Source organism: Ruegeria sp. ABV3_008 (genome assembly GCF_056161185.1).
In genome coordinates, this window is the sequence record NZ_JBSWYP010000011.1 from 1 (window position 1) to 26,509 (window position 26,509).

Below are 26,509 nucleotides of genomic sequence, written 5' to 3' on the forward strand. Positions count from 1 at the left end.
ACCACCCACTGACTGAAGGGCGGCTTTGTCCGAGCAATAGGCCTTGATGAAACACGTGGCGAAGGTCCGGATCGAACCCACTTTGCCTGAAGCTGTGATGCCCACAAATGTCCGGTCTTAAACAGGTGGCTACAAACCTAGCGAAACAACCGTTTCGCTAGAGGGTTTGTGTCCACGAGGTTTTTCTTCAATGTATGATACCCTTATGTTTCCCAAGGAGGCTTTGCGCCTATCTCTGCAACCAGAAAGTCCATGAACACCCGTACTTTGGGGGACAATACGTTGGACTTGGGGTAGATCAGCCACAAGACATTGTCTTCACTGGCCTCAAAGTTTGGAAGAACCCGTACCAATCGGCCTGACTTCAGTTGGTCATGCACGCTCCATCGAGCATTCAAAGAAATACCTGCTCCGGCTAGTGTGGCGCGAACCTGGCTTTGGCCGTCATCGAAAATCAATTGGCCTTTGGCTGATGCGGGATCGAAAACAGCGTTTTCGCCCGCCGGTCCTGTCAGCGACCGCGGTTGGAGGTTTTGGAAAGCGATCAGACGGTGGTTTGTCAAATCGGCTGGTGTATCGGGAACGCCATGCGTTTCGAGGTAGTGTGGCGCGGCACAAAGGATACGCTGGTCATCAGCCAGTTTGCGGCCTTTCAGGCTGGTGTCGACCAGTGGCGCATTCCTGAGCGCTAGATCATAGCTTCCTTCGATCAGATCGAACTGCACATCGGACAGGCGCAGATCGAGCGTGAGATCGGGGTGCCGTTCAAGGAACCTTGGCAGGATTGGCGCGATGTAGAGCTGTGCAAAACTGCTTGGCGCAGCAAAACGCAATGTACCCTTGACCGTTGTCGTTTGCTTGCCCAAAGCAGCAAATGCCGCCTCTTCCTGCGCAATGATCTCACGGGCGAAGGGCAGGAAATCCGCTCCTTCCACCGACAACGACACTTTGCGTGTCGTGCGGTGCAAAAGTTCGAAACCGAGGTTCTGCTCCAGCTTGGCAAGCCTTGCGCTGGAGACCGCTGGGGCCATGCCCAAGTCACGCCCCGCGGCGCTGATGTTCAGCATGTCTGCTGCCCTTATAAACAATCGAAGCGCGTCTGTGTCTAAACCCATTATATTCGTATTCCGAATTATCAATACATGGTTGGGCAGTTTATCTTCAATTTGATCGAGGTTAAATCCTTTTCACAGAGACAGCACAGATTAGGCAGGAGGCGCAAATGACACGGACAGCCACCGTCAACTACCATGTTCACAAATCCTACCGGCAAGCCTTTGAGCTTGATGCTGGCGGGGTCGCTGGCAACCTGATTTCCCCTGAACTGGTCGCGACATCCGTTGTGCTAGCAGATAACCGCAAAACGACCTCGTCAGTTTCATTTGCGTGTGATGCCGTTGAAATCATGCCACTTGAAACGCAGGTCCGAGACTTTGCAGGCAACAGCTGGAAACCGATTTACGATGCGGAACTCAAGGCTATGCTGAAGGACAAGCTGGGTGCGAGAGAGGTCGTGGTTTTTGATCACACTGTTCGTGTGGATGACCCCGAAGCAATACGTAAACCGGCGCGCAATGTTCATAGCGACTACAGCAAGGATGGAGCCGAACAACGGCTTGTCGACTTGCTGGGCGCCGAGACCGCAGCAGAGTGGGCGCAAGGTCACTACGCTTTTGTCAATGTGTGGCGCCCTGTGGATCATCGGATCAATTCGGCACCTCTGGGCTTTGTACGGCCGTCGTCTGTCGACCTGTCTGACTGGATTCTACTGGACCTGATCTATCCTGACCGCGTGGGGCAAATCATGGGGCTGGCGGGAAACCCCAAACATGAGTGGATCTATCAATCCAAAATGACGCCGGATGAGGTCGCGGTCTTCAACATATATGATAATCAAGGCCTGGCTTCGATTGCTCATAGCGCACTCGATATGGTCGAGGATCCAAACATCGCTACCATTCGCAAAAGCATAGAAAACCGCACTTTGGTGCGCTATTAAAAGAGGGCCAGACATGTTGGATGAAACGCAGCCGTCTGGGTTTGAGCAAATCAATTTGGCCTACAACCAGGTGTTCCGTCCCGGACGACTGAGCGTCGGCCTTGTATTGCCTCTCGAAGCCTATGCCGTCGGGGCAGAACCGACGCTACGAGGGCATTTGGAAGCGGCTCAGAAAGCCGAGGAGCTTGGGTTCGCAGCACTTTGGCTGCGGGACGTGCCCTTCAATGTTCCAAGCTTTGGCGACCCCGGGCAGGTTTTCGATCCATTTGTCTATCTGGGAGCGTTGGCAACGGCGACGGATCGGATTGCGCTTGGAACGTCGAGCGTGATCCTGCCATTGCGTCACCCCGCTCATGTCGCCAAGGCAGCAGCGACAGCAGATGTGCTCTCGAGCGGGCGGGTGTTGTTGGGTATCGCGTCCGGTGACCGGCCCGAGGAATATCCGGCGATGAACCGGAGCTTTGACGACCGTGGGGCACGTTTCCGCGATAGTGTTGAGTATATCCGCGCCGTTGGATCGCCTTACCCCAAGCATGAAAGTGCACAGGGCAAACTGCATGTTGGGATTGATCTATTGCCAAAGCCGCATGGAACGCGCCTGCCGATGCTCATTACCGGTGGCAGCCAACAATCACCTGATTGGGTAGCGCAGAACGGAGATGGCTGGATGACATATCCGCGCAATGCGGCGGCTCAGGGTCAAGTCATCGCAGATTACCGCAGACGCGTGAAAGCTGCAGGTCAACCGGATAAGCCTGTGATGCAATCGCTCTACGTCGATGTTGTAGCCGACGCTGCCGCACCACCACGACCAATCCATCTTGGGTTTCAGTCGGGCACCGACTTCCTGCGCAGTTATCTGCGCGAGATTGAAACGCTCGGGGTCAATCACGTCGCGCTGAACCTAAGGTTCAATCAAGCACCGATCGACACAACCCTCGAACATCTGGCGGACACTCTGCTGCCTGACTTTTCCTGAAGGATCAGACCGATGACCAAGACTATTCTCATTACAGGTTCAACCGACGGCATTGGCCTGCTGACAGCGAAGAAGCTGGCTGCCGGTGGGCACAAGGTGCTCCTCCATGGACGCAGTGCATCAAAATTGAAGAACGCGGCTGCCGCCGTCGGAGGCGATGTCGAAACCTATACCGCTGATCTCAGCGATCTGTCCGCGGTTCGAAAACTGGCCGAAAACGTTCGGGCCAGACATGACAAACTGGATGTGTTGATCAACAACGCAGGTGTGCTGAAAGCCCCACACGCCGTGCTTGAAAATGGTCAGGACATCCGCTTTGTCGTCAACACCCTTGCGCCATATCTGCTGACCGAATTGCTTTTGCCGATCATTCCTGCTGACGGGCGGGTCGTGAATCTGTCATCGGCGGCACAGGCCCCGGTAAACCTCAAGGCCCTGCAGGGCAATGTGCAACTGGCGGATATGGAGGCCTACGCCCAAAGCAAGTTGGCGATCACCATCTGGACCCGCGAATGGGCCAAATCGCTGTCGAATGCACCAGTGATGGTCGCCGTGAATCCCGGATCTCTTTTGGCATCAAAAATGGTGAAAGAAGGCTTTGGCCTCGCCGGGAACGATATGAACATCGGCGCTGATATCTTGATTGATGCGGCCTTGGGTGCTCGGTTTGCGGACGCGTCAGGAGCCTATTTCGACAATGACAGTGGGGCTTTCGCTGATCCCCATGCCGCAGCGCTCGATCAAAACCACGCCGCCGACGTCATGAACACCATGAATCACTTGATCAGCCAGACGGGCTGACCATCCCGGCGCGAAAACGCCGAACACTTCCACCTTTAACACTACCATACCCCTCAAGCGCGCTGCGTCGAGGCCCAAGAAAGGACTGCCTGATGAAATACGAGAACTTTCAAACCTTTGACGTAACTGTTGAGAACGGCATCGCCACGGTCACCTTCAACTTTGGCTCTGTAAATGTGCAAGGCCAGGAAATGCTGGCCGACCTCAACAGTCTGGCAATGCGGCTAGAGCGGGACCGCGACACCAAGGTCGTGATCTTTCAATCGGCCAATCCGGAAATCTGGGTCTGCCACTACGATACCGAGCTACTCAAGGATATGTCGACCAAAGCCGTGTCCCGCGAGGACGCTCAGCTTTTGGACCTGCAATCAGTTTGCGAACGGATCAGCAAGGTGCCACAGGCCACCATTGCAAAGCTGGAAGGCTTTGCGCGTGGTGGCGGGCACGAACTGGCCTTGGCCTTGGATATGCGCTTTGCCGCGCGGGGAAAGTACAAGTTCATGCAGATGGAGGTCGGAATGGGCATCCTGCCCTGCGGCGGTGGCGCCTCGCGCATGGCCCGCCAAACCGGCCTTGGCAAAGCGCTTGAGATCATCCTGAGCGCACAAGACTACGACGCGGATGATGCCGAACGTCTGGGCACCATCAACAAGGCTTTGGAGCCTAATGAGATCGGCCCGTATGTAACCGCACTGGCCGAACGGATCGCACAATTCCCCGCAGAGTCGATCAACGCCTGCAAACAGATGGTCTATGAATCCATCGATAAACCCATCGATGAGGCGCTGAAGGCCGAAGCCTATTGGCTGTATCAGGCGACCAGCAAAACTCCGGCAGTCAAACGTTTCACGATCGCGGATGAACAAGGTTTGGAACACGACATCGAGAACCAGCGCAAATGGGGCGATCTGGTGATGCAGGTGCAGGACATCAACTGACCACCCCCAAGACAATAATCTCGTCAGGCGTGCGTGGTTCCGACGTGGGCCTGACAGCATCTCACAAAAGGAAAATCTCAATGAAAGCAATGGTTCTCAACTCTTACGGACCCGAGGCGCTGTTCGAGCTTGCTGAAATTCCCGATCCGGTCGCGACACCCGGACATGTTGTCGTCAAAGTTGCCGCGACCAGCGTCAACACCGTCGACACAATGATCCGAAGCATGGGCGCGGACTTGCCTCTGTCCCCTCAATTGCCCGCCGTACTTGGCATGGATTTCGCTGGTACGGTCGTCGCAGTTGGCGAAGGCGTGACAGACTTCGCCGTAGGTGATGACGTATATGGCTGCGCGGGTGGATTGATGGATCTCCCCGGCGCTTTGGCGGAGTACATTAACGCAGATGCGCGCCTGATTGCACACAAACCCAAGACGCTGAGCATGCGAGAAGCCGCAGCGCTGCCTCTTGTTGGCATTACCGCCTATGAAGGGCTGACCCGCACTGGTGTTGGCGAAGGGCAGACCGTGCTGGTGCAAGGCGGTGCCGGTGGCGTTGGTCATATTGCCATCCAAATCGCCCGCCACCTTGGTGCCAAAGTATCCGCAACGGGTCGCGGCGCGGATCAGATGGCGCAGATCCAAGAGCTGGGCGCGCGGCCGATAGATTTCACAACGCAAAAGGTTCAGGACTACGTGGCTGAGCACACCAGCGGTTTGGGCTTCGATGTAGTGTTCGATAGCGTTGGCGGTCCGAACATGACGAACTCGTTTGAAGCCGCCAGGCTCAATGGCCATGTCGCCTCAACGGTCGCGATGGTTGAGATTGATTTGACGCCTGTGCATTTCAAAGGTCTGTCTCTGCACGTCGTTTTCATGCTGATCCCGATGATGCACGATGTCGGGCGGCAAACCCATGGCGACATACTGAGGATACTGGCGGGTTTGGCGGATGACGGCGCGCTCAAACCGATTGTTGACGAACAGAAGTTTGGGTGGACCGACGTCGGCGCAGCTTATGCGCACCTGACGAATGGATCTAAGGTCGGAAAAGTCGTAGTGGAGCAGTGACAGGATTCAATTGGGGTTGGTGCGCGCATAGTGACTAATCGCACCAACTCAGTCTGAGCTGTATTTGATGACGCACATCTTGCATTGCTGACCTTTGAGCCGATTGCATCCTATGTTACTTTGGGTTCGCAGCAGCAGATCGCCGCGATCTGCTCGAACGGTCGGTTCGGTGTTTTCGAATGTCCGATTCCCTCAGAGCGTTTGGCGGAAGTGCAGGCAAAGTCACCATTCAATCAAAGGTCGGGTTTATGAATTCCGAAAGCGATGCGCGCGCGCTCGTAAAAACGTGAAAGAAGTGCTCCTAAAAGGTTGAGCCATGTCATCGGAATTAAAACGACAAGGCCATGACCCTTTGTAAAACCTGGATTGCGTAGCTTAAAGAACTGCACGTCTGATGGATCAAGCCGTTCATTGAGACGTTTTTCTTGCGGTGTTTCGATAGTGACCCATCCGACGTCACGCACAAACGGGTCTTCTGGACGAACCGCCGGATCAGAGAAGCTTTCTATGAGCTGGCGAGCGATTACCTGAGTATCAGCGGGCGGCTTAACATTCGGGTGCGGGAAAATTCGCCGAAAATACTTGCAGAACAGGTGATAGCTCGACGTGTGAACGAGTGTGCCGAGATAGTACACTGGGGTGAATGGGTGGCTTAGCTTTTCAGTTAAAGCACGTACGATCCCGAAGCCGTAAGTTGCGCCGCGCCCGCGAAACCCAGGGGCCAACCCAGCCTCTGCCCGCAATACAATGACGCTGCGCCCATGCACTTGGCGTCGATAACGGTGAACTGCACAATAACCAATAACACTTTGGTCTGCCGCGCAGTAAAGCTGGATGGATGTTGCTTCTGCCGGCGGTTCTATCACATGCTGATGAAACTCTTCGGCGGAAACACCCGCAAAGATCTTTTGGTGTACTGAATACAGTTTGTTCGACAGAGCTCGCCGCTCACAGGTCGACAGTTCTGCCGGCACAACAATCCTGCCTCGGGCAATCTTAGGTTCTTTTCCGTTATAGCGTTCCATTTCGTTTGATTTTAGTGAGATGTTGTGGAGATGTCTCTGCTACGCTCTCTCCAGTCATTTGGTCATCCGCAGCATAGATAGACCATGGCACTAACCGTCCCGGCGAGGATGGCCAAAACCGGACATTGAACAAGTGTCATGAATTCTTACACGCAGCTGATTGATGCAAGTCTTAACCGCACCGGCGAACCGCACTCCAAAACCATCCCATGTGGTTCAGACCTGTCCTGGAAGCCATAGAACAATCGCAGGGAAGGCAACAAGCATCGCGATGGTCGCAGCATCCGCTAGAAAGAAAGGCGTTACACCCTTAAAGACATCCTGTACGCTTAGGTCATCACGCACGCCAGCCACTACAAAGCAATTCAGCCCGATAGGCGGGGTGATCAGGCAAAACTCGGCCATTTTGACAACCAGAATTCCAAACCAGATGGCACACATGGGCCCGGACATACCGAAGGTGCTCTCGGCTGCGCTAACGACCTCACCACCGTTCAGAGCCATGACAGCAGGGTACACGACCGGCAGCGTCAGCAGCAGCATCCCAATCGCATCCATGAACATACCCAGCACTGCGTAAGCCAGAAGAATACAGATCAGGATCAGCATCGCAGACATTTCTAGCGAGGTGATCCAGTCGGAGAATGCACTTGGCAGTTCGGCGAAACCAAGAAAACGAACGTAAACCAAAACGCCCCAGATGATCGTGAAAATCATGACGCTCAGCTTGGCGGTTTCCAAAAGCGCGTCTTTGAGTTCGGCCCATCGCATGCCCCGATACAGCGCCATCAGGAACACGACAAATGCTCCAATTGCGCCGCCTTCGGTTGGCGTACCCCAGGCATCGCCGCCGAAGGGGTTGTAGACAAAGAAAATGATGGTGACGACGACAATCACGATGGGCAGTGCGGGCGGCAACGAGAGGAAACGTTCTTTCCAAGTAAATCCGGTCACTGCGGGACCAAATCCTTTGATCACGACGGCCATGCCGATGATCAGCAAGCCATAAATCACAGCCGAGAACATGCCCGGGATGAATCCGGCCAACAGCAGTTTGCCCACGTCCTGTTCAACGATAATCGCGTAAATGACCAGAATGGCCGAAGGCGGGATGAGCGAGGCAAGTGTACCGCCTGCAGCGACGACACCTGCAGCGAAACGCTTGTCGTAGCCGATCTTCAGCATCTCGGGGATGGCGATACGGGCGAACACAGCGGAAGTGGCGACCGAGGCCCCGGATACCGCCGCAAACCCAGCGGTTGCAAAAACGGTCGAAACCGCCAGACCGCCGGGGACCCACGCCAGCCAACGCTTTGCGGCTTCGAACAAGGCTTTGGTTAGCCCCGCATAGTAAGCGAGGTAGCCAATCAGAATGAACGTCGGGATAAGGCTCAACGCCTGGCTTGAAATTTTGGAGTGCGGCACCTGCCCCGCTGTTTTGACGGCCACAGTCACAGCCTTACCGAACCGCGCTGGGTCATACCCAAACTTGGCCCAGAAGATCCAGATCAGACCAACCATGCCAGCTGTAGCGGCGGCGAAGGCCACGCGCATCCCCAACACCACAAGAACAAGCATGCCGCCCGAGACAATCAGACCAATATCAATGGGTTCCATCAGATTTAACCTCAGTTGTCGTGGCCCGAGACGTGCTCGGCTTCCATTGCAGCTTGGGTGGCTGCATCGGCTATCAGTGGGACGGCAATTGGTGCCTGATCGGGGTGCCGGATCGCACGACCGTAGGCCCAGAGTTGCAGAACAAGCCTCAGGCAAAGCACGCTGAAGGCGACAGGGGCCAACAGCTTGGCAGGCCATAGCGGGATACCAATGTCGATGGAGCTGTCGCGGCTCCAGAGTGGAGCACCAAAGTCAAAGCTGCGTGCGAAATGCGCCCAGCTGCCCCAGATCAGCAAGACGATCAGCGCCAGAATGACAGCGGTTGTGATGAACTCAACGATATAGAGCGTCCGGCCTCTGAGCGCTCCAACAACCATGTCCATTCGGATATGACCGCCATCACGCTGCGCATAGGAAATCCCCATGAAGGCGATCAACGGCATGGCCTGCTCGATCCAGTCCACGTAACCGGGAAGCGGCGCATTGGCGAAATTCCGGCCACCAACGGAGACCACGGCCATAACCATCAGCGAGAATACTGCAAAACCGCTGATCAGAGCCAGAAAGCTCTCCAGTTTGTAGAGGCATTGATCGAGAATGCTGAGACGGCTGTCGTCGGACAGCACCAGGGATGACCCGGCCATCGTTGAACTCCGCTGTCAGGGAAAAGGCACCCGACGCCAGCTTGGCCAGCGCCGGGTAGTGAGTGGATTAGCTGCCGTTTGCGATCTTGCCAGTCACAAGGTCATAGAGCTCTTGTGCTGGCAGGCCACGCTCGGTGTTTTCTGCAATCCAGGCCTCGGCAGCTGGGGCGGCAGCGGCTTCTTTGAACGCTGCGATTTCTTCATCACTGAAAGTGACCCGTTCGATGCCGCGTTGATCCAGCTCAGGGCCCCACGCTTCCATCGTTTTGGTCTGGTAGTGGCTCACGTAGTGATCCAGTGCCTCTTCCACCGATCCCAGCAGAGCTTCGCGGTGTTCGTCAGATAGATCTTCCAGCGCCAGCGTGTTCACCACGACAGGGCAGTTGACGGTTCCGGGGTTGAGGTTCGTCGTCCACCACGTGCCATTTTCAATGGTGCCGAAGGACATATGCGCATGTGGCGCAAAGCTGACAGCCTTAACGATGCCGCTGTCCATTGACTGGCGCACTTCGGATGCAGACATTGATGTCGGAACCGCCCCAACCGTCTCCATCGCTTTGCCGATGCCACCTGTCGCCCTTACGCTCAGACCTTCAAAATCGGTTAGAGATTTCGGCGCCTCACCGACACCAACAAGGTTGTACTGCGGCAGCGGCGACGGCATTAGCAGAGTCGCGTCCCAGCGGGCCAGATCCTCAACAACGGCCGGATGTTGATAAACGGCCATCGACAGATCGACTTCTTGTTCAAGGGATGTCACGCCTAGAAACGGCAGCTCCAGGACGGTGATCGAGGGGTTCTTGTCGCGGTGATAGCCTGCGCAGAACTGGGCCATTTCAAACGCACCAATCGAAATCCCATCGAGGTTTTCTTTGTTCTTCGACAGACCGCCATAGCTGATGTTGAGAGTGAACTCACCGCCCGTCTTTTCGCTCACCAGTTCGGCAAGCTTCTCGACATGTTCGGTAAAGGCACGACGCTTGCCCCACAGGGAAACGTTCCATTCGACAGCCAGCGCTTCGGATGCAACGGTCAGTGAAAGGGCTGCAATGATCGCCCGGTTTAGATGTTTGCGCATAATGGCTCCTCCCAGATCACGCAATTCGCTTGGGTGGAGTATTCAGGATGCGCAGCAGCCTGCCTATGAAGGAAAACGCGCGGGAAATTTCTGTTTCCCTGCGGATATCCGCAGAGTGGTTTCGCTTACAACAGCGCCTCTTTATCGAGACCGAGTTTGACGATCTTTTCATTAAGCGTCCGGCGGCCAATCCCTAGCGCTTCGGCGGCGGCATCCATGCGGCCTTTATGTGCCTTGATGGCTTTGCCAATGAGCTCGCGCTCAAAAGCAGCAACCGCCTCGCGCAGTGTATCCGGTACTTCGTCAAAGTGTTGATCGCTGTGTATAGCCTGCGCCATCGACCCTCCTCCGCGTCGCGCCGCTAAAATGCGCCGTTCGCAGACATGGCGCAATTCTCGCACATTGCCGGGCCAGTCATGGGCAAGCAGAGCGGCCAAATCGTCCTGATCAAGCTCTGGCGCGTCAATCTCGTATACCTTCGCGTATTCGCTCAAGAAATGCGTTGCCAACAGAACCAGATCATCTCGTCTTTGTCGTAGCCGGGGCAAGGACAGGACGACAGTATTTAGTCGAAACAATAGGTCCTGACGCAGGCGGCCTTCCTCGGCGGCCAGAACAACGTCTTCGTTGGTTGCTGACACGACCCTGAAACGTATCGGCACTGGCGACACAGCCCCCACCGGAAGGACCTGCTGATCTTCGATGACTCTTAATAGCTTGGCCTGCACCGCCGGTGGGCACGAGCAGATTTCATCCAAAAACAAAGTTCCGCCCGAAGCCGCCACCAGCCTTCCGTCGGATTCACCCGCGACGCCGAACATTTCCGCTTCAAACGTATCGGCCGACAAGGCGGCGCAATTCAGCGCCAGAAACGGTGCCTCCGGCGAGCGGCCCAAATCATGTAAAGCATGGGCAACCAGCTCTTTCCCAGTGCCGGTATCCCCCTGCAACAAAACCGCAACCGAAGTATCGGCAAGATCAAGTACCTCTTGTCGCAAGTCTGCAATGGCGTCTGTTTGGCCCAGCAGGATGCGGTCAAGACCTGACAATTTGAACAGCCTGTCTTTGAGGCGGGCATTGCTTTTCCGCATGCGGTTTTGTTCAGCCGCGTGCCTCAACACCGTCAACAATCGCCTAGGTTCATATGGCTTTTCGATAAACCCGTACGCGCCTTCCTGTATGGCCTGAACCGCCATCGGGATGTCACCGTGCGCCGAAATCAAGACCACCGGAGGCGCCACTTGCCTGTCCAGACTGGCCAGCAATTCAAGCCCCGACATAACGGGCATACGAACGTCGGACAGAATGACATCGGGCGACACGCTAGCCAGATACTCCGTCACCTGGGTCGCGCGCGACAGGGCGCTAACAGTCCAGTCAGCAGCTTCGAGCAACTCGACCAGGGATTGTCGCATCGATTTGTCATCATCAACGACCAGAACTTTGAAGGGTTGCTGCTGGGTCATTCGTCCGTTTCTTCAGTATTTGAGGCCATAGGGAAGGTGACGCGGAAAATTGTTCCTCCGCCATCACGGTTTCGGGCCGTCATTTTGCCATCGTGATCTTTGACAATGCTGGTGGAAATCGCCAGTCCTAAGCCCATGCCTCGCCCGCTCTCTTTTGTGGTTACAAATGGCTCTTGCAACTCAGCCAGCGTTGCCTCGCCCAACCCGTGACCGTTGTCCTGAATTTCCAACACTGCCTCATCATCAGAAGCCCTGATAGAGATTTGAATTTCAGGCGCATCCGCATCGTACGTAGCGTCTATGGCATTGCGCAAAAGATTGGTGATGACCTGTTCGATCCGCAGGGCACTGCCCCGGATAAAGACCGGATCGGTCGGCGCATCAACTGAGATTTTCACCCCACCCTGCTCGATGTTTGGCGCAACCAGAGCCAAAGCGGCATTGACCGAAGTGCATAAGTCTACGTCGTCGAACGCCTCATTCTCGGACCGTGCAAAGAACCGCAATTGGCGCGTGATCCCTTCCATCCTGTCGACCAGGCTTCCGATTTTTTGCGGCAGTTTTGTCTCACCGGAAGATGAGATCTCTGCTGCCACCAGATGATTGCGCATCGCAGCGATGGGCTGGCCCAGTTCATGCGTGACCGACGCGGAGAGTTGCCCCAGAGCCGCCAGTCGGCTTGCGCGCTCCAACTCGCTCTGGGTGCGTTTGAGGCTCCGCTCGGCTGTCTTGCGGTCGTCGATTTCGATTGCAAGCCTTTCATTCGCCTCGCGCAGTTTTGCTTCTTCTTCTTCGGACAGCGCCAAGGCCGCGCTTACGCGTCTCGCGCGTTGTATCTGGAAGAAGATAAACGTGAGCCCCGCCAAAAGGACAAAAATTGCAGTTACAAGCCAACTGCGCGCTACGGCCTGATCGTCACTCGCAAAGTAGTGAAGCGACCAGACATGGGGTAGATCCTTAGCTGCAAGATGCAGGCGCTTCGTCCCCGCAATTCTGGCCTGATCTCCCGGCAACTCAACCCAATCCAACGCATCTAAGTCTTGCCCCGGAAACTGCCTGGCATCTCGAATTCGCTCTCGTTGTGGTTCGGACAATGGCGTCAACGCGCGATATTGCCACTCCGAGTTCGAAGAAAGCAGAACGACGCCGTCTTCATTTGCCAAAAGAACCTGTTCGCCCGAGTTTTTCCAACTGTCCTGAAGATCAGAGAAATCGATCTTAATCGCTATGACACCAGTTGAAGCTCCCTTGTCGTTAAACACTGTGTTGGCGATGAAGTATCCTGGCAGACCAGTCGTTGCCCCGATGGCGTAAAAACGGCCTTGTTCCCCGGAAATGGCGCTTTGGAAATACGGGCGGAAAGCGTAGTTCTGGCCGACAAAGCTCCCTGTGTCGCGGTAGTTCGATGCGGAAATCGTGATCCCGTCTTCGTCCATCAGGTAGATCGCATCCAGACCGGCCTGCTCTGCAAAATCCTCGAGGCGTCGGTTTAAGGTTCCGGTGCCATCGCCTTCGGCTGTTCCAATTACAAAGGAATCCTGCGACAGTACATATGTAAGGTGGGAAAATCGTTCGAGCTCGCTGTTCACCGAACTTTGGTAAAGAGAGAGTCGGCCCTGAGCTTTCGAAAGCTCCTCCGAAACGAAGTACTGGTAAGAAACCAAATAGAGGCCAATGCTAGCGGCAATGGCTACTACAATACCTAAAAAATAAGAAGCTGATCGCATTGACTGCCCATGAACTGCGACAGCATAGGATCACAGTAGGTTTTAGCCGTCCATCCCAAGAGTTATGGGGTCAGGACCCATGATTTCCTTCGGACGGTATGATTCACGTTTTGAAAACTGAGATTTGAACATATCAGATCAATTTCGGCTGACAGAAGCGCAGATGGCTTGTCCTGGGCCTTTCTTGCCCAAGTCCCATGGCAAGCCATGCGTTGATGACCGGCGCGTATTGAGCGGGTTTCTCGTCATCAAAATCGAAGGCATGCGATAGCGTGATGCCCCGGTGGTATCTGGGCCTCATTAGACGCGGTACATCCGTTTGAAGCTATGGAGCGATAAGGGCATCTTCGCCCGGATGATGGCTGCTCTGGCCACCACCCATAGCGAAGAGAATACCCTAAAGATCGACGCGACTTACCTGAACACGCAACGCACAGCGACCAGATTAGAGATCCAAAAGGGGGGCGTAGACGCCTAGTGGGTCGGAGACAGCCGGCATTAACACGAAGCTACATGCCATCTGCGATAGTCTGGGCAGACCGATCAACCTCTTTGTTACTGCCGGTCAGGTCAGCGTTTACACTGGTGCACAGGTGTTGCTTAGCAGCCCACCGTCCGTTCGAGGCGCACAGGTAAGGCATACATGAAAATGAAGGGCGTTGGTTTTCAAATACTAATTTAGATAGTTAGACGAAAGTACCCCAACAACACTGTTGGAGAGGACCGCCCTTTCGATACACGTCGGATCAGGTCCTTTTGGGGGTTAAAACCTCTCGATTCAGCAATTTCTCCAGCTGGCGGGACAATTGCCTTGCCAATCCCATTCACACATTTCTGAAAGAAATTTGCGGCAGAACCGTCAACAGGCAAAGGTTTGCAAGAGTGCCTGGCTGTCCAACGCAAAATAGCCATGCAGAATGCAGTGCTCATTATTTTGATATTTTGCGCACTTCTGAAAAATTGCTTTTCTGCCCTCCTCTCTACCAGCCTCCTGCACCCCAACCACTGCCTACTCAAATTGCTCACAAAGTTGGTTCACCAAGGCTTCCGCATCCGCCAGCGCCAGTTCACGCCCCTTGATTTTTAGCCGCAATTCACCGGATGCGACTTCTGCCAAAACCTCTCCTCCACCTTTCAATGGTCTCTTTGGGAGGCGTAGAACTTCTGTCGGGCGACCACCTCGGCTTTTGCTCTGAGACGCATCCGACGAGTCACTCATTGCTTTTTCAAGGATACCCCATTCGGCCTTAGCATCCAGTGGACCTACTCCTGCCAAAGCGTCGCGAAGTACCGCTTGCGCTCCACTTCGAATGGCCGATGCCAGCTTTAGACCCGCCTTCTCTGACAAGGCGACCGGGTGCTGGAGAAGGTCGCCTAGGCTTTCATGGACCATTGCAAAGCTTCGGACCTTCGAACGCTTTGCTTTTGACGCAGCGGCGAACAGCACATCAACAGCCGCTTCAGTCGACGGGAAAACCCCCTGCCCTGCCGCCAGAACGGCTATGCGTCCTCTCTCATATGGTGTGAGATTGGCGCGAAGCTCGTTCTCTTCGACCATGGAGACATAGGCGCCCTGCCCCGTCCCCGCGTTGCGAACAAAAGCTGGGATTTCGGCAAATCGGGAATCCGTTCCCGCCAGCCGTCGGAACGCTTCGAGCCGTCGAAATCCGGAAATCAGACCGAAGCCATCCCCTTCGGGAGTAACCTCAATCGGGGTTCTCAGACCATTGACGCGAAGGGATTCCAGAAGCTCTGCCATGGCTTCTTCATCCTCGACCATACGGTCACGTCGAATGAAATCGGCGTCAATCTGGTCAAGTGGCAGCATCTGGGCCACCAACCCGGCCTCTTGTGCATCCCGCCACCGTGCTGCATCGCCCTGGTCCTGAGCCAGCGCAACACGGTCTGTGACAGCTGCCATTCCTCCAAGCGATGCTGCCTCCGCTGCGACTTGGGCGATGGGTGGCGGAGCGGATTTGGTCTCAAACGGGCTGACTGAGGGTTTCGCCGCGAAACCGGCCTCTAGTTGTTCAAGCGCCTCTGTATCTGGTGCAATCAGTCTTCTGCGTTTAGCCATCTGCCTGTCCTCCCATCTGCGCATCGCGCCACCAGCATCCGATCAGAACTTCTTTGAATTCGGCATAGGTTCTGTCGAAGGTTTCACGCCCGCGCACATATGTCTCGCGGTTGAAATCGCGATAATCCGCTTCGTAAATGCCGTTCACTTGCTCACCCGCCTGCCCTACCAGCGCTGTATAGTCTTGCCTGTAGGCATTCATGAAATCCCCGAAATATGCCTGAATGACATTTGCCATATCGGTCTGCTGGCTCGCGTCAAACCGCGTGATGATCGCGCGTACTACATCCCATTCGAACTTCAGTTCGGGTAAACCCGCCGCACGTTGCGCTGCGTTCTCACCATCTTCGATGCTGGCGAATGTCGTATAGAGCATATCGAAGAAACGACCGGTGGAATCGAATTCCAGGAACGAAGCCCCCAGCGGCACCAATAAAATGTCGGCCGCAGCCAACGCATTGATCGTTAGGTACCCAAGAGCAGGAGGCGTATCCAGGAAGACAACGTCATAGTCATTCAAAACGCCTTCATCCTGAAGGAAGTTCGTCAGACCGTCCCACAATGGCCAGCTTCTCAGGCCCATACGCCAGACGGGGATTTGGAACTCCGCCCAATACAAGTTCAGCTGCGCCCCGATCAGGTCGATGTTGGGCCAATGCGTTTTTTGAATCACGTCCTGAGGCGTGGTTTTCAAAGCTTCCTGCAGGGTTTCATCCAGAGGAATTTCCGGCTGAGCCGCAGCAGAACGCACCCGATTCTCCTCCTGCACCGCGCGGGCATAGTCTTTGGCGACCAAAGGGAATACGGTTTGCCACTCATCAGCAACCTGGCCTCCAAGTATTGATGTCATCGAACCTTGGCTATCAAGATCGATAACCAACACCTTATACCCATCTAGGGCTGCGGACATTGCCAGATGCGCCGCTGTGGATGTCTTGCCGACACCTCCCTTGAAATTGGCTACTGCCACGACCTTGGCCGGCAGGCCTTCGGGTCGGTAGGGCAGATATTCCTTGGTGCTTACACCTTCCGCCGCAAAGTGCTTGCGCAGCGTTAGTACATCTTCAAGGGTGAACCACTTGGAGCCCGCCTCACCTTCGCCTTGCGGTAAATCTGGGTTCGCTTTTAAAACACGGCGCAGATGTGCCGGTGCAACCGGAATCAGATATTTTGTTATTTCCCAAATTGAAAATCGGCGCAGTCGCTTTTCGCCATCCGGCGCATAGCCTCTACGGGCAAGGTCCTCGCGTCCTTTTGCACAGAAAGCCGCTGCTTTTGCGAATCGAGATGTGCCGATAGGATTGGGCAACTTCTTCGCTGCGATTTCCGGATCGAGGTTCAGATATGGGGGCAGGGGAGGTTGGTTGGTTTTACTCACTGTCGATGCCTCAGAAAATGTTCGTCTTTGCGACGTATATCGGGAAATGTAGCGAACATTATTGGAGATGACTATCCTCTTCCGGTGTTTTTTCCACAGTTGATTACAGCAAGAGGCGGTTTCGTGGCGAAACTAAACATAATGAAAGGAAATCAGCACAAAAAACGTTTTATTTTTTTAGATGTTTTAGAATCTTTACCGTGGAAGAACGTAATAAAAACAATGTAATAGATATACTTGAGTATCCAAATACGGTTCCAAAAGAACCATTTTACGGGATCATGGGTATCCGTTTACAGGACATCAGGGGCCAATGATCAGGAAGTAGGGGACTGATTCTCGGGATACTCAAAATCCTTGGAAAAGAGACACTAATTCGACGGTTTTTCTCGCGACTGGCCGAGGCCGAAGTAGGGTTCGGACTCGGATTGAATCAATTTCTGTGGATAACTTACGTGCGTGATTCTTAAGGTACCTGAATACGGGATTGCCTTCATCCCGTGTTTGGGTACCCAAAAACTATTGAAGCAAAGGTACCTTTTGTGTCAGGCTTTTGCAAAATGAGCAGCCGGGCAGAATCATGCCGGATACACAATTGAACATGGATCAGCTTTCGGGCGCTTTGCGTCGAGAGACTGTTAAGAAGAATGTCGCAGCGATACACATCAGCGGCAAACTTTCTCTGCTGCAGAGAAAGCTTTCGAATGTTTTGTTGATGAACGCCTATGATGCACTGACGACCGCGCAGACCCACACGATTGATGCGCGGACGCTTGCTATGATGGTCGGGTACAATTCAAACGACTTTGACACTCTGCGTGCCAGCCTGCGGGCATTGGCGGAAACAGTCGCGGAATGGGACATGCTGGATGAGCAGGGGCGCCAGGAATGGGGCGTCTCATCCCTGCTGAGTTTTGCCAAACTGAAAGGGGGAGTTTGCGAGTATTCATACTCACCCGCGCTGGCGCAAAAACTGTACGATCCGAAGATCTATGCGCTGATCAACGTGCAGATTCAGCGAAATTTCAGTTCCGGGCATGGGCTTGCTTTGTATGAAAACTGCTACCGATTTGTGCGGACAGGGTCGACTGGTTGGTGGCCCCTGGACGTGTTCCGAAAGCTCATGGGTGTTGATGGCAGTGATTATTACGCCAGTTTCAAACACCTCAACGCAAAGATCATCAAACCAGCAGTCACGGAGGTGAACAAAAGCTCGGATATTTTGATCGAGCCCGAGTTTCAAAAGAAGGGTAGAACCGTCACCGACATCCGTTTTCTGATCAAAGGCAATCCGCAAAAGGCGATGTTTGAGATCGACGATAGTGATGGGGTGCGCAATCTCGCCGTGTACAAAACTCTGAGGAAGCAGGGTGTATCGGATCGCTTGGCGCGGCAATGGATCGCGGAACACGGCGAAGACTACGTCCAGAAGAAGCTCGATTACGTAAAAGGGCAGGGCGGTGTAAAATCGACTGTCGGATACTTGTCGGCTGCTCTGCGGGATGACTACGAAGATCCGAAGGAAGTTCCAACGGCTGAGCCCAGTCCCGAAGCCGTCGAGGCCGCGCGTAAACGGGTCGCGGAAAAAGCGTCAGAAGAAAAGGCATATGCTGCCCGAACAGCCGAAAGGCAGGCAAGGGCACGCAAGCTTGCCATCGTAGAAGACCTGGTTTCGCGGCGAAACCCTACACAGCGAGATGCAGACAAGCGGTTGTTCATGGCCGGTTTGGACAATGACCTCGACCGAGAGCATTTTCGATCTCACGGCTGGCGTTCGGGCTTGAACGCCACAGCTATCTTCGAGTTTTGGGAAGACCTGGAGCCAGAAGCCTTCGCCGTTTAACGCTCTGTTGTGAAGTTTTTTCCTGAAAGAAAAGCTGACACCGAACTCGCGGCTCATGCCTTCAGAACTGCAAACTAACGGAAGTGAAAGTATCTGGGCGTGAATTCAACTTTGCAGCTCATGAGTACCACCTCGCTTCCGTCTGGAGTTGTTGTCACTGAAGTGAGTGTCTCCAACCACAATTTCTGTCGAGTGTGTCTTTTGTTGGAGCTATGGTTCTTTCCCACGACCTCACTCAGATGTTTCCCCGCGACCCTCTTGTTTGGGATTGGGCCGCCTAAGCCAATCAGCATATTTTCTTTGGCCTTGATACCTGCTGCCTTCTTCCCGCTTGCGTCGACACAAACTGTCGCGCAAGATCACTGCGTTAAATCAATTGAGCGACGAGTTCTTAAGCAGCAGGTTTCTTCCGACGCTCTGAAAGCATGAAGCCCAGCGTATTGCCGTGTTTGCCCATAGCTTTATGGAGAGTGACCGTGTACCTTTCACGCTTGTTTAAGTTTCGTCCATCCGCAAGGAGCGGTCACTCGGTCCCTTATACCCGTATGCGACGTCGGCGATTTCACTAACGTATTTTGTGATCCAACGGTTCAGCGTCGGGTGTTTCACCCTAACGCCAAGGTAGGGCATGGTCTCTGTAAGATCTTAGCAGGGAACGCTGTGTCGGACACAGAAGAAGACGAAAATTAGGATCACGTCCTCGGGATGTTTCGCGCCTTCGAAGGAGGTCATGAGTTGGCTTTCGACCAGTTGGGACTGAAGGTTCACCACGTACTAAAACCAAACGGGGCAAGCCAGAGCTTTGAAACAAAGCCTCAAAAGTGGGTGAAATTGTCGAAGCAGATGTAATGTGCAGAACGTTCGAAAAAATACCATAAAATTGTTTGTCAAACTAATTTCGTACACTCTTAGGTCCTGTAGCAAAGTTCCTTGCTGAGTACAGATATCGCGCTTTCCCCACGGGTTAAGCAGCGAATCCCGCGAACTGTAGAAACAGACAAATTCTCTGCGTGAACTGACCTTTACGGATCATCTGCGACACTTTGATTCCTGCAAGAATTGAGGGTGCAGATGCAAAAGGCTTGAAGCCGAGCTTCGTGCGAGTTCGTCTATAGATGGAACGATGGTCCTTTTCCATGATGCTGCCTCTATAAGAATGGGGCGACCAAAGCCTTTGAGCATTTTGTTGATCGCCTCGATACCAGCTGCCTTCTTCCCGCTTGCGTCGACAATACTCTTTCGCGGTAGACCGTTGACAGCAAGAATCCAAACAATGAGCTTTGTGGGACTGTCTAGTTGGCCGTTCGGACAGCATGCAATCCTATATTTTACCGCGTTCAAGCACTTCCAGCAATGATCGAGCATACATGCGCTGCTTCTGGATGCATTCGCACGCTCGTGACCAATTTCCGGATACCGGATCGGGTGACTTGGATTGTACCTGAAGCTGCCCAGAAGCCCTGCCTCAAGGGCTTGTTGAAGCCAGTGCACAGGTTCAGAACGCGTAGCGCATCCCGAATTCGGTGTAGTTTTGACTCAATGTAAGATCGGCTTTCCGGCTATCACGCATGACACGTTCTGCGTTGGGCAGATCGTTGGTTTTCGCGCGTTGTAGCGCGGTTTCCGGGTCAAATCCGTGCTTAATCCAGCGCTGCTGCAATCTGCTTTCGAGTTCTTCCAATGTGGGGCTGACGAAAACCGTTGCGGCGAAAACATCCTCCAACGCCCTCCACGGGTCGCTTTTCATCAAAAGGTAGTTCCCTTCTACAACCACAATCGGAGTTTCAGGGTGAACCGCAACCGCATTGGCGATGGCAAGGTCCATTTGGCGGTCGAACATGGGATGAAAGGATTCATGTCGCGCAGATTGCAGCGCCCCAATTGCCGTGCAAAACCCAACAGCGTCGAAAGTTTCTGGTGCGCCTTTTTTTGCCCGTAAGCCGCGTGTTTCCAAAACGCGATTGTCCAAATGGTAACCATCCATAGGCACGAGTGTGGCTGAAGGAACCGCGGAACTCTGTTGCGCGTTCAGCGATTGCACAACGGCGTCCGCCAAGGTCGACTTTCCGGATGCAGGGGGGCCGGCGATTGCAACAATCGTCCGAACCCCTATCTGCCTCCGGGAGGAGATCAGGTCGCAAACGTGCTTTGCATCCTGCTTGATCACGCGGCGTCCTCTTTTGGAGGTTCCTTGGCGCCGGTCATGAAGGCCACCGCATCGGACATCGTGTAGTCCTTGGGGTCGATTGTGCACAGGCGTTTACCCAACCGGTGCACATGGATGCGATCTGCGACTTCAAAGACATGCGGCATGTTGTGGCTGATCAGGATGATCGGAATGCCACGCGCCCTTACGTCCTGGATCAGCTCAAGCACCTTGCGGCTTTCCTTCACGCCCAAAGCCGCCGTCGGTTCGTCCATGATGATGAACTTGGTCGCAAAGGCAGCTGCGCGCGCAACGGCAACGCCTTGGCGCTGGCCGCCGGATAGTGTCTCTACCGCCTGATTGATTGACTGCACGGTCATCAGCCCAAGCTCGGTCAGTTTTTCGCGGGCGAATTTTTCCATGGCAGGCCGATCCAGCTGACGCATGTATTTGCCCATGAATCCCTGTTTGCGAATCTCGCGCCCCATGAACATGTTGTCCGCAATCGATAGGGCAGGGGACATGGCAAGCTGTTGATAGACGATCTCGATGCCCATGTTCCGGGCATCAATCGGCGAGGTGAAGTTGACCTTTTTGCCCTCGATCAGGATCTCGCCTTCATCCGGGATCGTGGCGCCGCAGATCGCCTTGACGATGGACGATTTGCCCGCGCCGTTATCCCCGATCACCGCAAGGATTTCGCCTTGCCGCAGTTCAAAATCGGAATGGTCGATGGCGGTAACGTGGCCATAGCGCTTCACGATCCCGCGGCCTTGGACGACTGGAGTTGTGTCTGACATTAGCCCGATACCTTTCTGATCCACTGGTCGACTGCGACCGCTGCGATGATGAGAAGTCCGATAAGCAGGAAGGTCCACTGCGCGTCCGCGCCCAGAAGCCTGAGACCCAGAGTAAAGACACCGACGATGAGAGCCCCGAACAGGGACCCCAGAATGGAGCCACGCCCGCCGAACAGTGAGATACCGCCAATCACGACCGCAGTGATGCTTTCGATATTGGCCAATTGACCGGATGTAGGTGAAACCGACCCGATGCGCCCGATCAGGGCCCAGCCTGCAAAGGCACAGATCAATCCGGACAACATATAAACCGACATCAGCGTTCTGTGGACGTTCACACCGGATAGTTCGGCGGCCTCGGGATCATCCCCCACCGCATAGACATGACGGCCCCAGGCCGTGTGCTTAAGCGCGTAGGCCAGCACGAAAATCAGAACGAGCATGAATATCACACCAACCGTAAAGGTCGCGCCACCGACGCTGAATTTTGTGCCAAAGAATTGCAGGAACGGGGCGTTGGCCTCGATATCCTGACTGCGAATTGTTTCGTTGGCAGAATACAGGAAGTTTGTCGCGAGAACGATCTGCCACATGCCGAGCGTGACAATAAATGGCGGCAGCTTTACGCGACTGACCAGCCATCCATTGAGAGCCCCGATCAGAGTCCCCATGGCCAGCCCGCACATCACCGCAATGGGCACAGGGATGCCGTAGCGGAAGGTGAACTGACCCATAATGACGGAAGAAAACACCATAATCGCACCGACGCTTAGGTCGATGCCGGCGGTCAGAATGACAAGGCTTTGTGCCGCGGCCACGATGCCGACGATCTGAACCTGCTGCAGGATCAGCGTCATCGCAAAGGGTGAGAAGAACTTTGAGCCCAGCAGAAGGCCGAAAATTACGATCGCGCCAACCAGAACGATCAAGGGCACAAAGGATGGATTGACGTGGAGAAGATGCTGCAACTTCCCCAGAACACCACGCCGGTGATCTTCAAACTCCGCAACGGTTTCTGACGCGTTGGCGGCGGTTTCGAATTCCTGGGCGTTTTGGTTTGCTTCAGACATATCTCCCCCTTTTCGTGGCTGGCATCGCGTCCACGAAATCAGTGTACAGGAAGTTTCGGTTTGCTGGTGAAAGGATTGATGAGGCGCTGCGGCGCGCCTCACCTAAAGAGCCGTCTTTAGCCCCAGCAGAGATCCAGGCCTTCTGCGACCGACAGCGACTCAACCCCATCAACCGGCTGGTCGGTGATGAGTGCAACGCCCGTGTCATAGAAGTCTTTGCCGGGTGTGTTTTCGGGCTTCACGCCCTCTTCGGCCCATTTCTTTACGGCCTCAACACCAAGCGACGCCATCAACAGCGGATACTGCTGGCTTGTCGCACCGATCACACCGGCTTCGACGTTTTGGACGCCGGGGCATCCGCCGTCGACCGAAACGATCAGAACGTCGTTTTCACGCCCGATGGATTTCAGCGCCTCATATGCGCCCGCAGCGGCCGGTTCGTTGATCGTGTGAACAACGTTGATGGATGGATCCTTGGCCAGAAGGTTTTCCATCGCGCGGCGGCCGCCTTCTTCGTTGCCGTCGGTCACGTCACTGCCGACCAGACGCGCATCGGTTTCGTCACCGATGACATTCGGGTCCGCCAGGTCCACACCGAACCCGTCGAGGAAACCCTGATTGCGCAGAACGTCCACTGTTGGCTGACTGACGTTCAGATCCAGCGTTGCGATCTTGGCGTCGGCAGCGGCGTCGCCCATTTTAGCCTTGGCCCATTGACCGATCAGCAGACCGGCTTTGTAATTGTCCGTCGCGAATGTCGCGTCCGCTGAGTCAATCGGGCTAAGTGGTGTGTCCAGCGCAATGACCAGAACACCTGCATCCCGGGCCTGTTTGACCGCAGGAACGATCGAGCTTGTGTCAGATGCCGTTAGCAGAATGCCTTTTGCGCCGTCGAGAATGCAGGTCTCAATAGCCTGGACCTGAGTTTCATGGTCGCCATCAACCTTGCCGGCAAACGCCTTGAGCGTCATGCCCAGCTCTTCTGCCTTGGCGGTTGCGCCTTCTTTCATCTTAACGAAGAAGGGGTTGGTGTCGGTTTTTGTAATCAGGCAGACGGTTTCCCCGGCAGCCTGCGCAGATGCTGCAGCCAAAGTCAGCGCTGTGGCGGATGCGGCAATCTTAAATAGATTTCTCATTTAGTTTCCTCCCAGAAAATTGTTGTGGCCTTGCGCGAATTAGCGACAAGGCGCGCCTCCATCCTCCAATGAAGGTCCTGCTCAAGAAACCGTGATTCTAGCCTCCGTGTCAATAAATAAATAAAGTTTATTTATTAATTTGACTGCGTGTCTTTTCATAAGAAAACAAGGTGTTTATGTTTAGGTTAATGGAAAGAGAGGCGCTGAAAATACTAACCGGCGGAGTAAGCCAAAGCGGTGTTCGTGATCACAACGAACGCCTGATTCTGACGGTTTTACAACGGCATGGACCTGCTGCCGGGGCCGATGTCGCGAGGCTGACGGGCCTGTCCCCGCAGACCGTGTCGATCATTCTGCGCAAGCTCGCAAAGGACGAGATTCTCAAACGCGGGACGCCGCTAAAGGGTAAGGTGGGGAAACCTTCGATCCCCATGGAGCTCAATCCCGAAGGCATTCTGTCTGTGGGAATGAAGATCGGTCGCCGCAGCGCCGACCTTCTATTGATCGACTTCACTGGTAAGCCACGCCAACAGCTCTCGACGACTTATGACTACCCGCTGCCCGAAGCTGTGTTCGGTTTTTTGGAGGAGGGGTTGCAAGAGCTTCTGGCCAATGAACCCCAGAAGCTTCGCGACCGTGTGTGCGGGATAGGGATCGGTACACCGTTCGAGCTGTGGAAATGGCACGACCTGTCTGGGCTTGCGGCTCAGAAATTCAAATCCTGGAGAAACGTGAACTTTTTTTCCGAAGTGGCCAAGTTCAGCGACCTACCGGTTTTTGTCGTCAATGACGCGACGGCCGCGTGTCACGCCGAACATCTCTATGGCCGCGGGGCCGAGTATCGAGACTATTTTTACTTTTTCATCGGCTCAATGATTGGCGGAGGCGTTGCCTTGAATGGCACCGTATTCGAGGGCAACCAAGGCAATGCCGGTGCCTTGGGCGCCATGCGGACAACGGGTCCCTTGGGTGAAAGCCAGCAACTGATTGACACTGCATCTCTGTTTCTGCTCGAGGACAGGCTGATAGAAGCGGGTATTGATCCGGTAATTTTGTGGAAAAAGCCGCAGGATTGGAGCAGCATTTCTCGCTATGTCGAACCCTGGATCGGTACTACGGCACAAGAACTGGCCAAGGCTGCGCTGTCTATTTGCGCGGTCATAGACTTTGAGGCGATTTTCATCGACGGCGCATTTCCACCTGAAATACGGGAAGAGCTGGTCTCACGGGTTCGTCGTTACCTGGCCAACCAAGACAAACGCGGTTTGATTCCTCCGGTTGTTGAAGCTGCAGCTGTTGGAGAAAATGCCCGCGGTATTGGAGCGGCAAGCAGCCCAATTTTCCGCCAGTTTCTATTGAACACCAATGCTGGGCTTTCTGGGATGTAGCCACCCTCGAACAGGCACCTCCTAGTCGCACCAATGCGACTTGTCCCAACGCTACGACAAAGCGCTTACGCGTGTTCTTTAAGTGTTGTGACGAAATTCAAATAACGTCCAAAAAATAGCCAGATTGCACTTTTTTTAACTTTTTTGTTGCCGAAACCGGTTTCGGAACGAACAAATAGCTTCAATGACTGCGAATCTTTCATATCCACCGCGTGACCAGTCAGGGAGCGCAACCGTCACGGGCCGGGTGAAACTGGACGAATTGGCAGCGCATCTGGGCTTGTCCAAAAGCACGGTTTCACGTGCGCTAAACGGGTATCCAGATATTTCGTCGGCGACGCGCGCACGGGTGGAAAAAGCAGCTCGGGTGTTGGGATATCGGCCACTCAGCCATGCGCAGGCGATCCGTACCGGGCAAGTTCGTTCGATAGCTATGGTTATCAACAGCGAGGAGCCGGATCAGCATAATCCCTTCTTGCAGGATTTTCTGGCCGGAGCTTGCGCAGCGGCAAGTAGCCTCGACTGGACCATGACCATTTCCACGGCGACCTCCGAAAAAGACACATTGAAGGTGCTGAGCCGCCTTTACGAAGAACGGAAGGCCGATGGATTCATTCTCCCGCGGACTGCGGTGAAGGATGCGCGTATTGGCCTTCTGCGCAGTCTCGGGGTGCCTCATATTCTGTATGGGCGCACCGGCTATGGACAACCAAATAACTGGGACGAGACTTCGTGGTTCGACATTGCTGGGGAAAGCGCAATGCGTAACGCCGTTTTGCGACTGAGCAATTTGGGACATACACGCATAGGCTTTGTCGGGAGCGATCCCAAGTTCAACTACGCGCATCTACGCCGTGACGGATATGCCGAAGGTTTGCATGCTGCTGGTCTACCCTTGGATCCGGAATTGATCCTGGAGGGCGCGCGAACGCGTGAAGATGGCGCGGCGCAGGGACGGGCGCTGATGGCTTTGGATCAACCTCCAACGGCGATTGTCTTCGCGACCGACCTGGCCGCGCTGGGATTCTGCGCGGATGCGCAGGATCAGGGTTTCGAGATCGGGCGCGACATCTCGGTGATCGGCTATGATGGAGCTCCTGAATGCCGCTACGCGCGCCCTGCACTGACGACATTTTCCGTCGATTCTCGTGCGGCCGGCGAACGGCTGGCGACCCTACTGATAAGGCAAATCCGTGGCGAAGCGGCTGCAGACTTGCGAGAACTGGCCGAGGCCGCCCTGATCGAAGGTGACTCTGACGGGCCACCAAACCTGACGTCACACGAATTGGCGCAGAAACTAAACCATCTGACGTGAACATAACCGGGGAGG

The 26,509-nt window shown here is 54.6% G+C and carries 21 protein-coding genes and 1 pseudogene; 9 read left to right on the plus strand and 13 right to left on the minus strand.

All coding sequences use genetic code 11. The features are described from left to right. Positions 1 to 203: 203 nt before the first annotated feature. A complete protein-coding gene (locus tag ACXAH8_RS17495; protein WP_475220037.1) occupies positions 204 to 1,115 on the minus strand; it encodes a LysR family transcriptional regulator in 912 nt (303 codons plus the stop codon). A gap of 107 nt (positions 1,116 to 1,222) precedes the next feature. Between ACXAH8_RS17495 and ACXAH8_RS17500 the strand changes: the two genes are divergently transcribed. The 5 genes from ACXAH8_RS17500 (at position 1,223) to ACXAH8_RS17520 (ending at position 5,784) form a co-directional block, all read left to right on the plus strand. Beyond that, a complete protein-coding gene (locus ACXAH8_RS17500) occupies positions 1,223 to 1,999 on the plus strand; it encodes a CmcJ/NvfI family oxidoreductase (RefSeq protein WP_475220038.1) in 777 nt (258 codons plus the stop codon). A gap of 13 nt (positions 2,000 to 2,012) precedes the next feature. Continuing rightward, positions 2,013 to 2,978 carry a TIGR03571 family LLM class oxidoreductase gene (locus tag ACXAH8_RS17505; RefSeq protein ID WP_475220039.1) on the plus strand — a complete coding sequence of 322 codons (966 nt, stop codon included), beginning with the start codon at positions 2,013 to 2,015 and terminating at the stop codon, positions 2,976 to 2,978. Positions 2,979 to 2,990: 12 nt separating this feature from the next. Then, the gene (locus tag ACXAH8_RS17510; protein ID WP_475220040.1) at positions 2,991 to 3,779 is read left to right on the plus strand and encodes an SDR family NAD(P)-dependent oxidoreductase; all 789 of its coding nucleotides are present in this window, start codon (positions 2,991 to 2,993) and stop codon (positions 3,777 to 3,779) included. Positions 3,780 to 3,871: 92 nt separating this feature from the next. Further along, on the plus strand, positions 3,872 to 4,717 hold the full coding sequence (locus ACXAH8_RS17515) for an enoyl-CoA hydratase/isomerase family protein (protein ID WP_475220041.1): 846 nt from the start codon (positions 3,872 to 3,874) through the stop codon (positions 4,715 to 4,717). Positions 4,718 to 4,797: 80 nt separating this feature from the next. Next, positions 4,798 to 5,784 (plus strand): zinc-dependent alcohol dehydrogenase family protein, encoded by a 987-nt coding sequence (locus tag ACXAH8_RS17520; protein WP_475220042.1) that lies wholly within the window; start codon positions 4,798 to 4,800, stop codon positions 5,782 to 5,784. A 233-nt stretch (positions 5,785 to 6,017) separates the two neighbouring features. Here ACXAH8_RS17520 and ACXAH8_RS17525 read toward each other — a convergent pair whose 3' ends face one another. The 6 genes from ACXAH8_RS17525 to ACXAH8_RS17550 form a co-directional block, all read right to left on the minus strand. Beyond that, a complete protein-coding gene (locus ACXAH8_RS17525; protein ID WP_475220043.1) occupies positions 6,018 to 6,809 on the minus strand; it encodes a hypothetical protein in 792 nt (263 codons plus the stop codon). A gap of 216 nt (positions 6,810 to 7,025) precedes the next feature. Next, entirely contained in the window at positions 7,026 to 8,426 is a 1,401-nt protein-coding gene (locus ACXAH8_RS17530; RefSeq protein ID WP_475220044.1) for a TRAP transporter large permease, read from the minus strand. A gap of 11 nt (positions 8,427 to 8,437) precedes the next feature. Further along, complete coding sequence (locus tag ACXAH8_RS17535) at positions 8,438 to 9,070, minus strand: TRAP transporter small permease subunit (RefSeq protein WP_475220045.1); 633 nt, start codon at positions 9,068 to 9,070, stop codon at positions 8,438 to 8,440. A 67-nt stretch (positions 9,071 to 9,137) separates the two neighbouring features. Further along, positions 9,138 to 10,148 carry a TRAP transporter substrate-binding protein DctP gene (gene dctP, locus ACXAH8_RS17540; RefSeq protein ID WP_475220046.1) on the minus strand — a complete coding sequence of 337 codons (1,011 nt, stop codon included), beginning with the start codon at positions 10,146 to 10,148 and terminating at the stop codon, positions 9,138 to 9,140. Positions 10,149 to 10,273: 125 nt separating this feature from the next. Then, the gene (locus ACXAH8_RS17545) at positions 10,274 to 11,614 is read right to left on the minus strand and encodes a sigma-54-dependent transcriptional regulator (protein ID WP_475220047.1); all 1,341 of its coding nucleotides are present in this window, start codon (positions 11,612 to 11,614) and stop codon (positions 10,274 to 10,276) included. Further along, positions 11,611 to 13,341: a sensor histidine kinase gene (locus ACXAH8_RS17550; protein WP_475220048.1), complete on the minus strand. Its 1,731-nt coding sequence runs from the start codon at positions 13,339 to 13,341 to the stop codon at positions 11,611 to 11,613. The genes ACXAH8_RS17545 and ACXAH8_RS17550 overlap by 4 nt, the downstream gene beginning before the upstream one ends. Before the next feature lie 130 nt (positions 13,342 to 13,471). On the opposite strand from ACXAH8_RS17550, the pseudogene ACXAH8_RS17555 reads away from it, so the two are divergent. Continuing rightward, positions 13,472 to 13,964: pseudogene (locus ACXAH8_RS17555) on the plus strand (transposase family protein); the annotation flags it as partial. A 386-nt stretch (positions 13,965 to 14,350) separates the two neighbouring features. On the opposite strand, the gene ACXAH8_RS17560 reads toward ACXAH8_RS17555, so the two are convergent. Together ACXAH8_RS17560 and ACXAH8_RS17565 are read right to left on the minus strand one after the other, a co-directional pair. Then, positions 14,351 to 15,418, minus strand: coding sequence for a ParB/RepB/Spo0J family partition protein (locus ACXAH8_RS17560; RefSeq protein ID WP_475220049.1), 1,068 nt, complete (start codon positions 15,416 to 15,418; stop codon positions 14,351 to 14,353). Further along, complete coding sequence (locus tag ACXAH8_RS17565) at positions 15,411 to 16,796, minus strand: AAA family ATPase (protein WP_475220050.1); 1,386 nt, start codon at positions 16,794 to 16,796, stop codon at positions 15,411 to 15,413. Before ACXAH8_RS17565 ends, ACXAH8_RS17560 begins: the two co-directional genes overlap by 8 nt. Before the next feature lie 580 nt (positions 16,797 to 17,376). Here ACXAH8_RS17565 and ACXAH8_RS17570 point away from each other — a divergent pair. Beyond that, positions 17,377 to 18,639, plus strand: a complete 1,263-nt coding sequence (locus ACXAH8_RS17570; RefSeq protein ID WP_475220051.1) for a replication initiation protein — start codon at positions 17,377 to 17,379, stop codon at positions 18,637 to 18,639. Positions 18,640 to 20,134: 1,495 nt separating this feature from the next. On the opposite strand, the gene ACXAH8_RS17575 is transcribed toward ACXAH8_RS17570, so the two are convergent. The 4 genes from ACXAH8_RS17575 to ACXAH8_RS17590 form a co-directional block, all read right to left on the minus strand. Then, positions 20,135 to 20,479: a nucleoside/nucleotide kinase family protein gene (locus tag ACXAH8_RS17575; RefSeq protein ID WP_475220052.1), complete on the minus strand. Its 345-nt coding sequence runs from the start codon at positions 20,477 to 20,479 to the stop codon at positions 20,135 to 20,137. A gap of 323 nt (positions 20,480 to 20,802) precedes the next feature. Beyond that, on the minus strand, positions 20,803 to 21,585 hold the full coding sequence (locus ACXAH8_RS17580; RefSeq protein ID WP_170429655.1) for an ATP-binding cassette domain-containing protein: 783 nt from the start codon (positions 21,583 to 21,585) through the stop codon (positions 20,803 to 20,805). Continuing rightward, positions 21,585 to 22,655, minus strand: coding sequence for an ABC transporter permease (locus ACXAH8_RS17585; protein ID WP_170380653.1), 1,071 nt, complete (start codon positions 22,653 to 22,655; stop codon positions 21,585 to 21,587). The genes ACXAH8_RS17580 and ACXAH8_RS17585 overlap by 1 nt, the downstream gene beginning before the upstream one ends. A 116-nt stretch (positions 22,656 to 22,771) precedes the next feature. Continuing rightward, a complete protein-coding gene (locus ACXAH8_RS17590; RefSeq protein WP_170380654.1) occupies positions 22,772 to 23,791 on the minus strand; it encodes a sugar ABC transporter substrate-binding protein in 1,020 nt (339 codons plus the stop codon). 188 nt (positions 23,792 to 23,979) lie between these two features. On the opposite strand from ACXAH8_RS17590, the gene ACXAH8_RS17595 reads away from it, so the two are divergent. Both ACXAH8_RS17595 and ACXAH8_RS17600 read left to right on the plus strand, forming a co-directional pair. Next, positions 23,980 to 25,179: an ROK family transcriptional regulator gene (locus tag ACXAH8_RS17595; RefSeq protein ID WP_170667793.1), complete on the plus strand. Its 1,200-nt coding sequence runs from the start codon at positions 23,980 to 23,982 to the stop codon at positions 25,177 to 25,179. A gap of 184 nt (positions 25,180 to 25,363) precedes the next feature. Further along, positions 25,364 to 26,494 (plus strand): substrate-binding domain-containing protein, encoded by a 1,131-nt coding sequence (locus ACXAH8_RS17600; RefSeq protein ID WP_170474867.1) that lies wholly within the window; start codon positions 25,364 to 25,366, stop codon positions 26,492 to 26,494. Positions 26,495 to 26,509: the final 15 nt, after the last annotated feature.

What these genes read in the sequence shown, in the direction of transcription:
- ACXAH8_RS17495 (WP_475220037.1), bottom strand. Translation starts at nt 1,115, where the DNA reads ATGGGTTTAGACACAGACGCGCTTCGATTGTTTATAAGGGCAGCAGAC.
- ACXAH8_RS17500 (WP_475220038.1), top strand. Translation starts at nt 1,223, where the DNA reads ATGACACGGACAGCCACCGTCAACTACCATGTTCACAAATCCTACCGG.
- ACXAH8_RS17505 (WP_475220039.1), top strand. Translation starts at nt 2,013, where the DNA reads ATGTTGGATGAAACGCAGCCGTCTGGGTTTGAGCAAATCAATTTGGCC.
- ACXAH8_RS17510 (WP_475220040.1), top strand. Translation starts at nt 2,991, where the DNA reads ATGACCAAGACTATTCTCATTACAGGTTCAACCGACGGCATTGGCCTG.
- ACXAH8_RS17515 (WP_475220041.1), top strand. Translation starts at nt 3,872, where the DNA reads ATGAAATACGAGAACTTTCAAACCTTTGACGTAACTGTTGAGAACGGC.
- ACXAH8_RS17520 (WP_475220042.1), top strand. Translation starts at nt 4,798, where the DNA reads ATGAAAGCAATGGTTCTCAACTCTTACGGACCCGAGGCGCTGTTCGAG.
- ACXAH8_RS17525 (WP_475220043.1), bottom strand. Translation starts at nt 6,809, where the DNA reads ATGGAACGCTATAACGGAAAAGAACCTAAGATTGCCCGAGGCAGGATT.
- ACXAH8_RS17530 (WP_475220044.1), bottom strand. Translation starts at nt 8,426, where the DNA reads ATGGAACCCATTGATATTGGTCTGATTGTCTCGGGCGGCATGCTTGTT.
- ACXAH8_RS17535 (WP_475220045.1), bottom strand. Translation starts at nt 9,070, where the DNA reads ATGGCCGGGTCATCCCTGGTGCTGTCCGACGACAGCCGTCTCAGCATT.
- dctP (WP_475220046.1), bottom strand. Translation starts at nt 10,148, where the DNA reads ATGCGCAAACATCTAAACCGGGCGATCATTGCAGCCCTTTCACTGACC.
- ACXAH8_RS17545 (WP_475220047.1), bottom strand. Translation starts at nt 11,614, where the DNA reads ATGACCCAGCAGCAACCCTTCAAAGTTCTGGTCGTTGATGATGACAAA.
- ACXAH8_RS17550 (WP_475220048.1), bottom strand. Translation starts at nt 13,341, where the DNA reads ATGCGATCAGCTTCTTATTTTTTAGGTATTGTAGTAGCCATTGCCGCT.
- ACXAH8_RS17560 (WP_475220049.1), bottom strand. Translation starts at nt 15,418, where the DNA reads ATGGCTAAACGCAGAAGACTGATTGCACCAGATACAGAGGCGCTTGAA.
- ACXAH8_RS17570 (WP_475220051.1), top strand. Translation starts at nt 17,377, where the DNA reads ATGCCGGATACACAATTGAACATGGATCAGCTTTCGGGCGCTTTGCGT.
- ACXAH8_RS17575 (WP_475220052.1), bottom strand. Translation starts at nt 20,479, where the DNA reads ATGTTCGACCGCCAAATGGACCTTGCCATCGCCAATGCGGTTGCGGTT.
- ACXAH8_RS17580 (WP_170429655.1), bottom strand. Translation starts at nt 21,585, where the DNA reads ATGTCAGACACAACTCCAGTCGTCCAAGGCCGCGGGATCGTGAAGCGC.
- ACXAH8_RS17585 (WP_170380653.1), bottom strand. Translation starts at nt 22,655, where the DNA reads ATGTCTGAAGCAAACCAAAACGCCCAGGAATTCGAAACCGCCGCCAAC.
- ACXAH8_RS17590 (WP_170380654.1), bottom strand. Translation starts at nt 23,791, where the DNA reads ATGAGAAATCTATTTAAGATTGCCGCATCCGCCACAGCGCTGACTTTG.
- ACXAH8_RS17595 (WP_170667793.1), top strand. Translation starts at nt 23,980, where the DNA reads ATGGAAAGAGAGGCGCTGAAAATACTAACCGGCGGAGTAAGCCAAAGC.
- ACXAH8_RS17600 (WP_170474867.1), top strand. Translation starts at nt 25,364, where the DNA reads ATGACTGCGAATCTTTCATATCCACCGCGTGACCAGTCAGGGAGCGCA.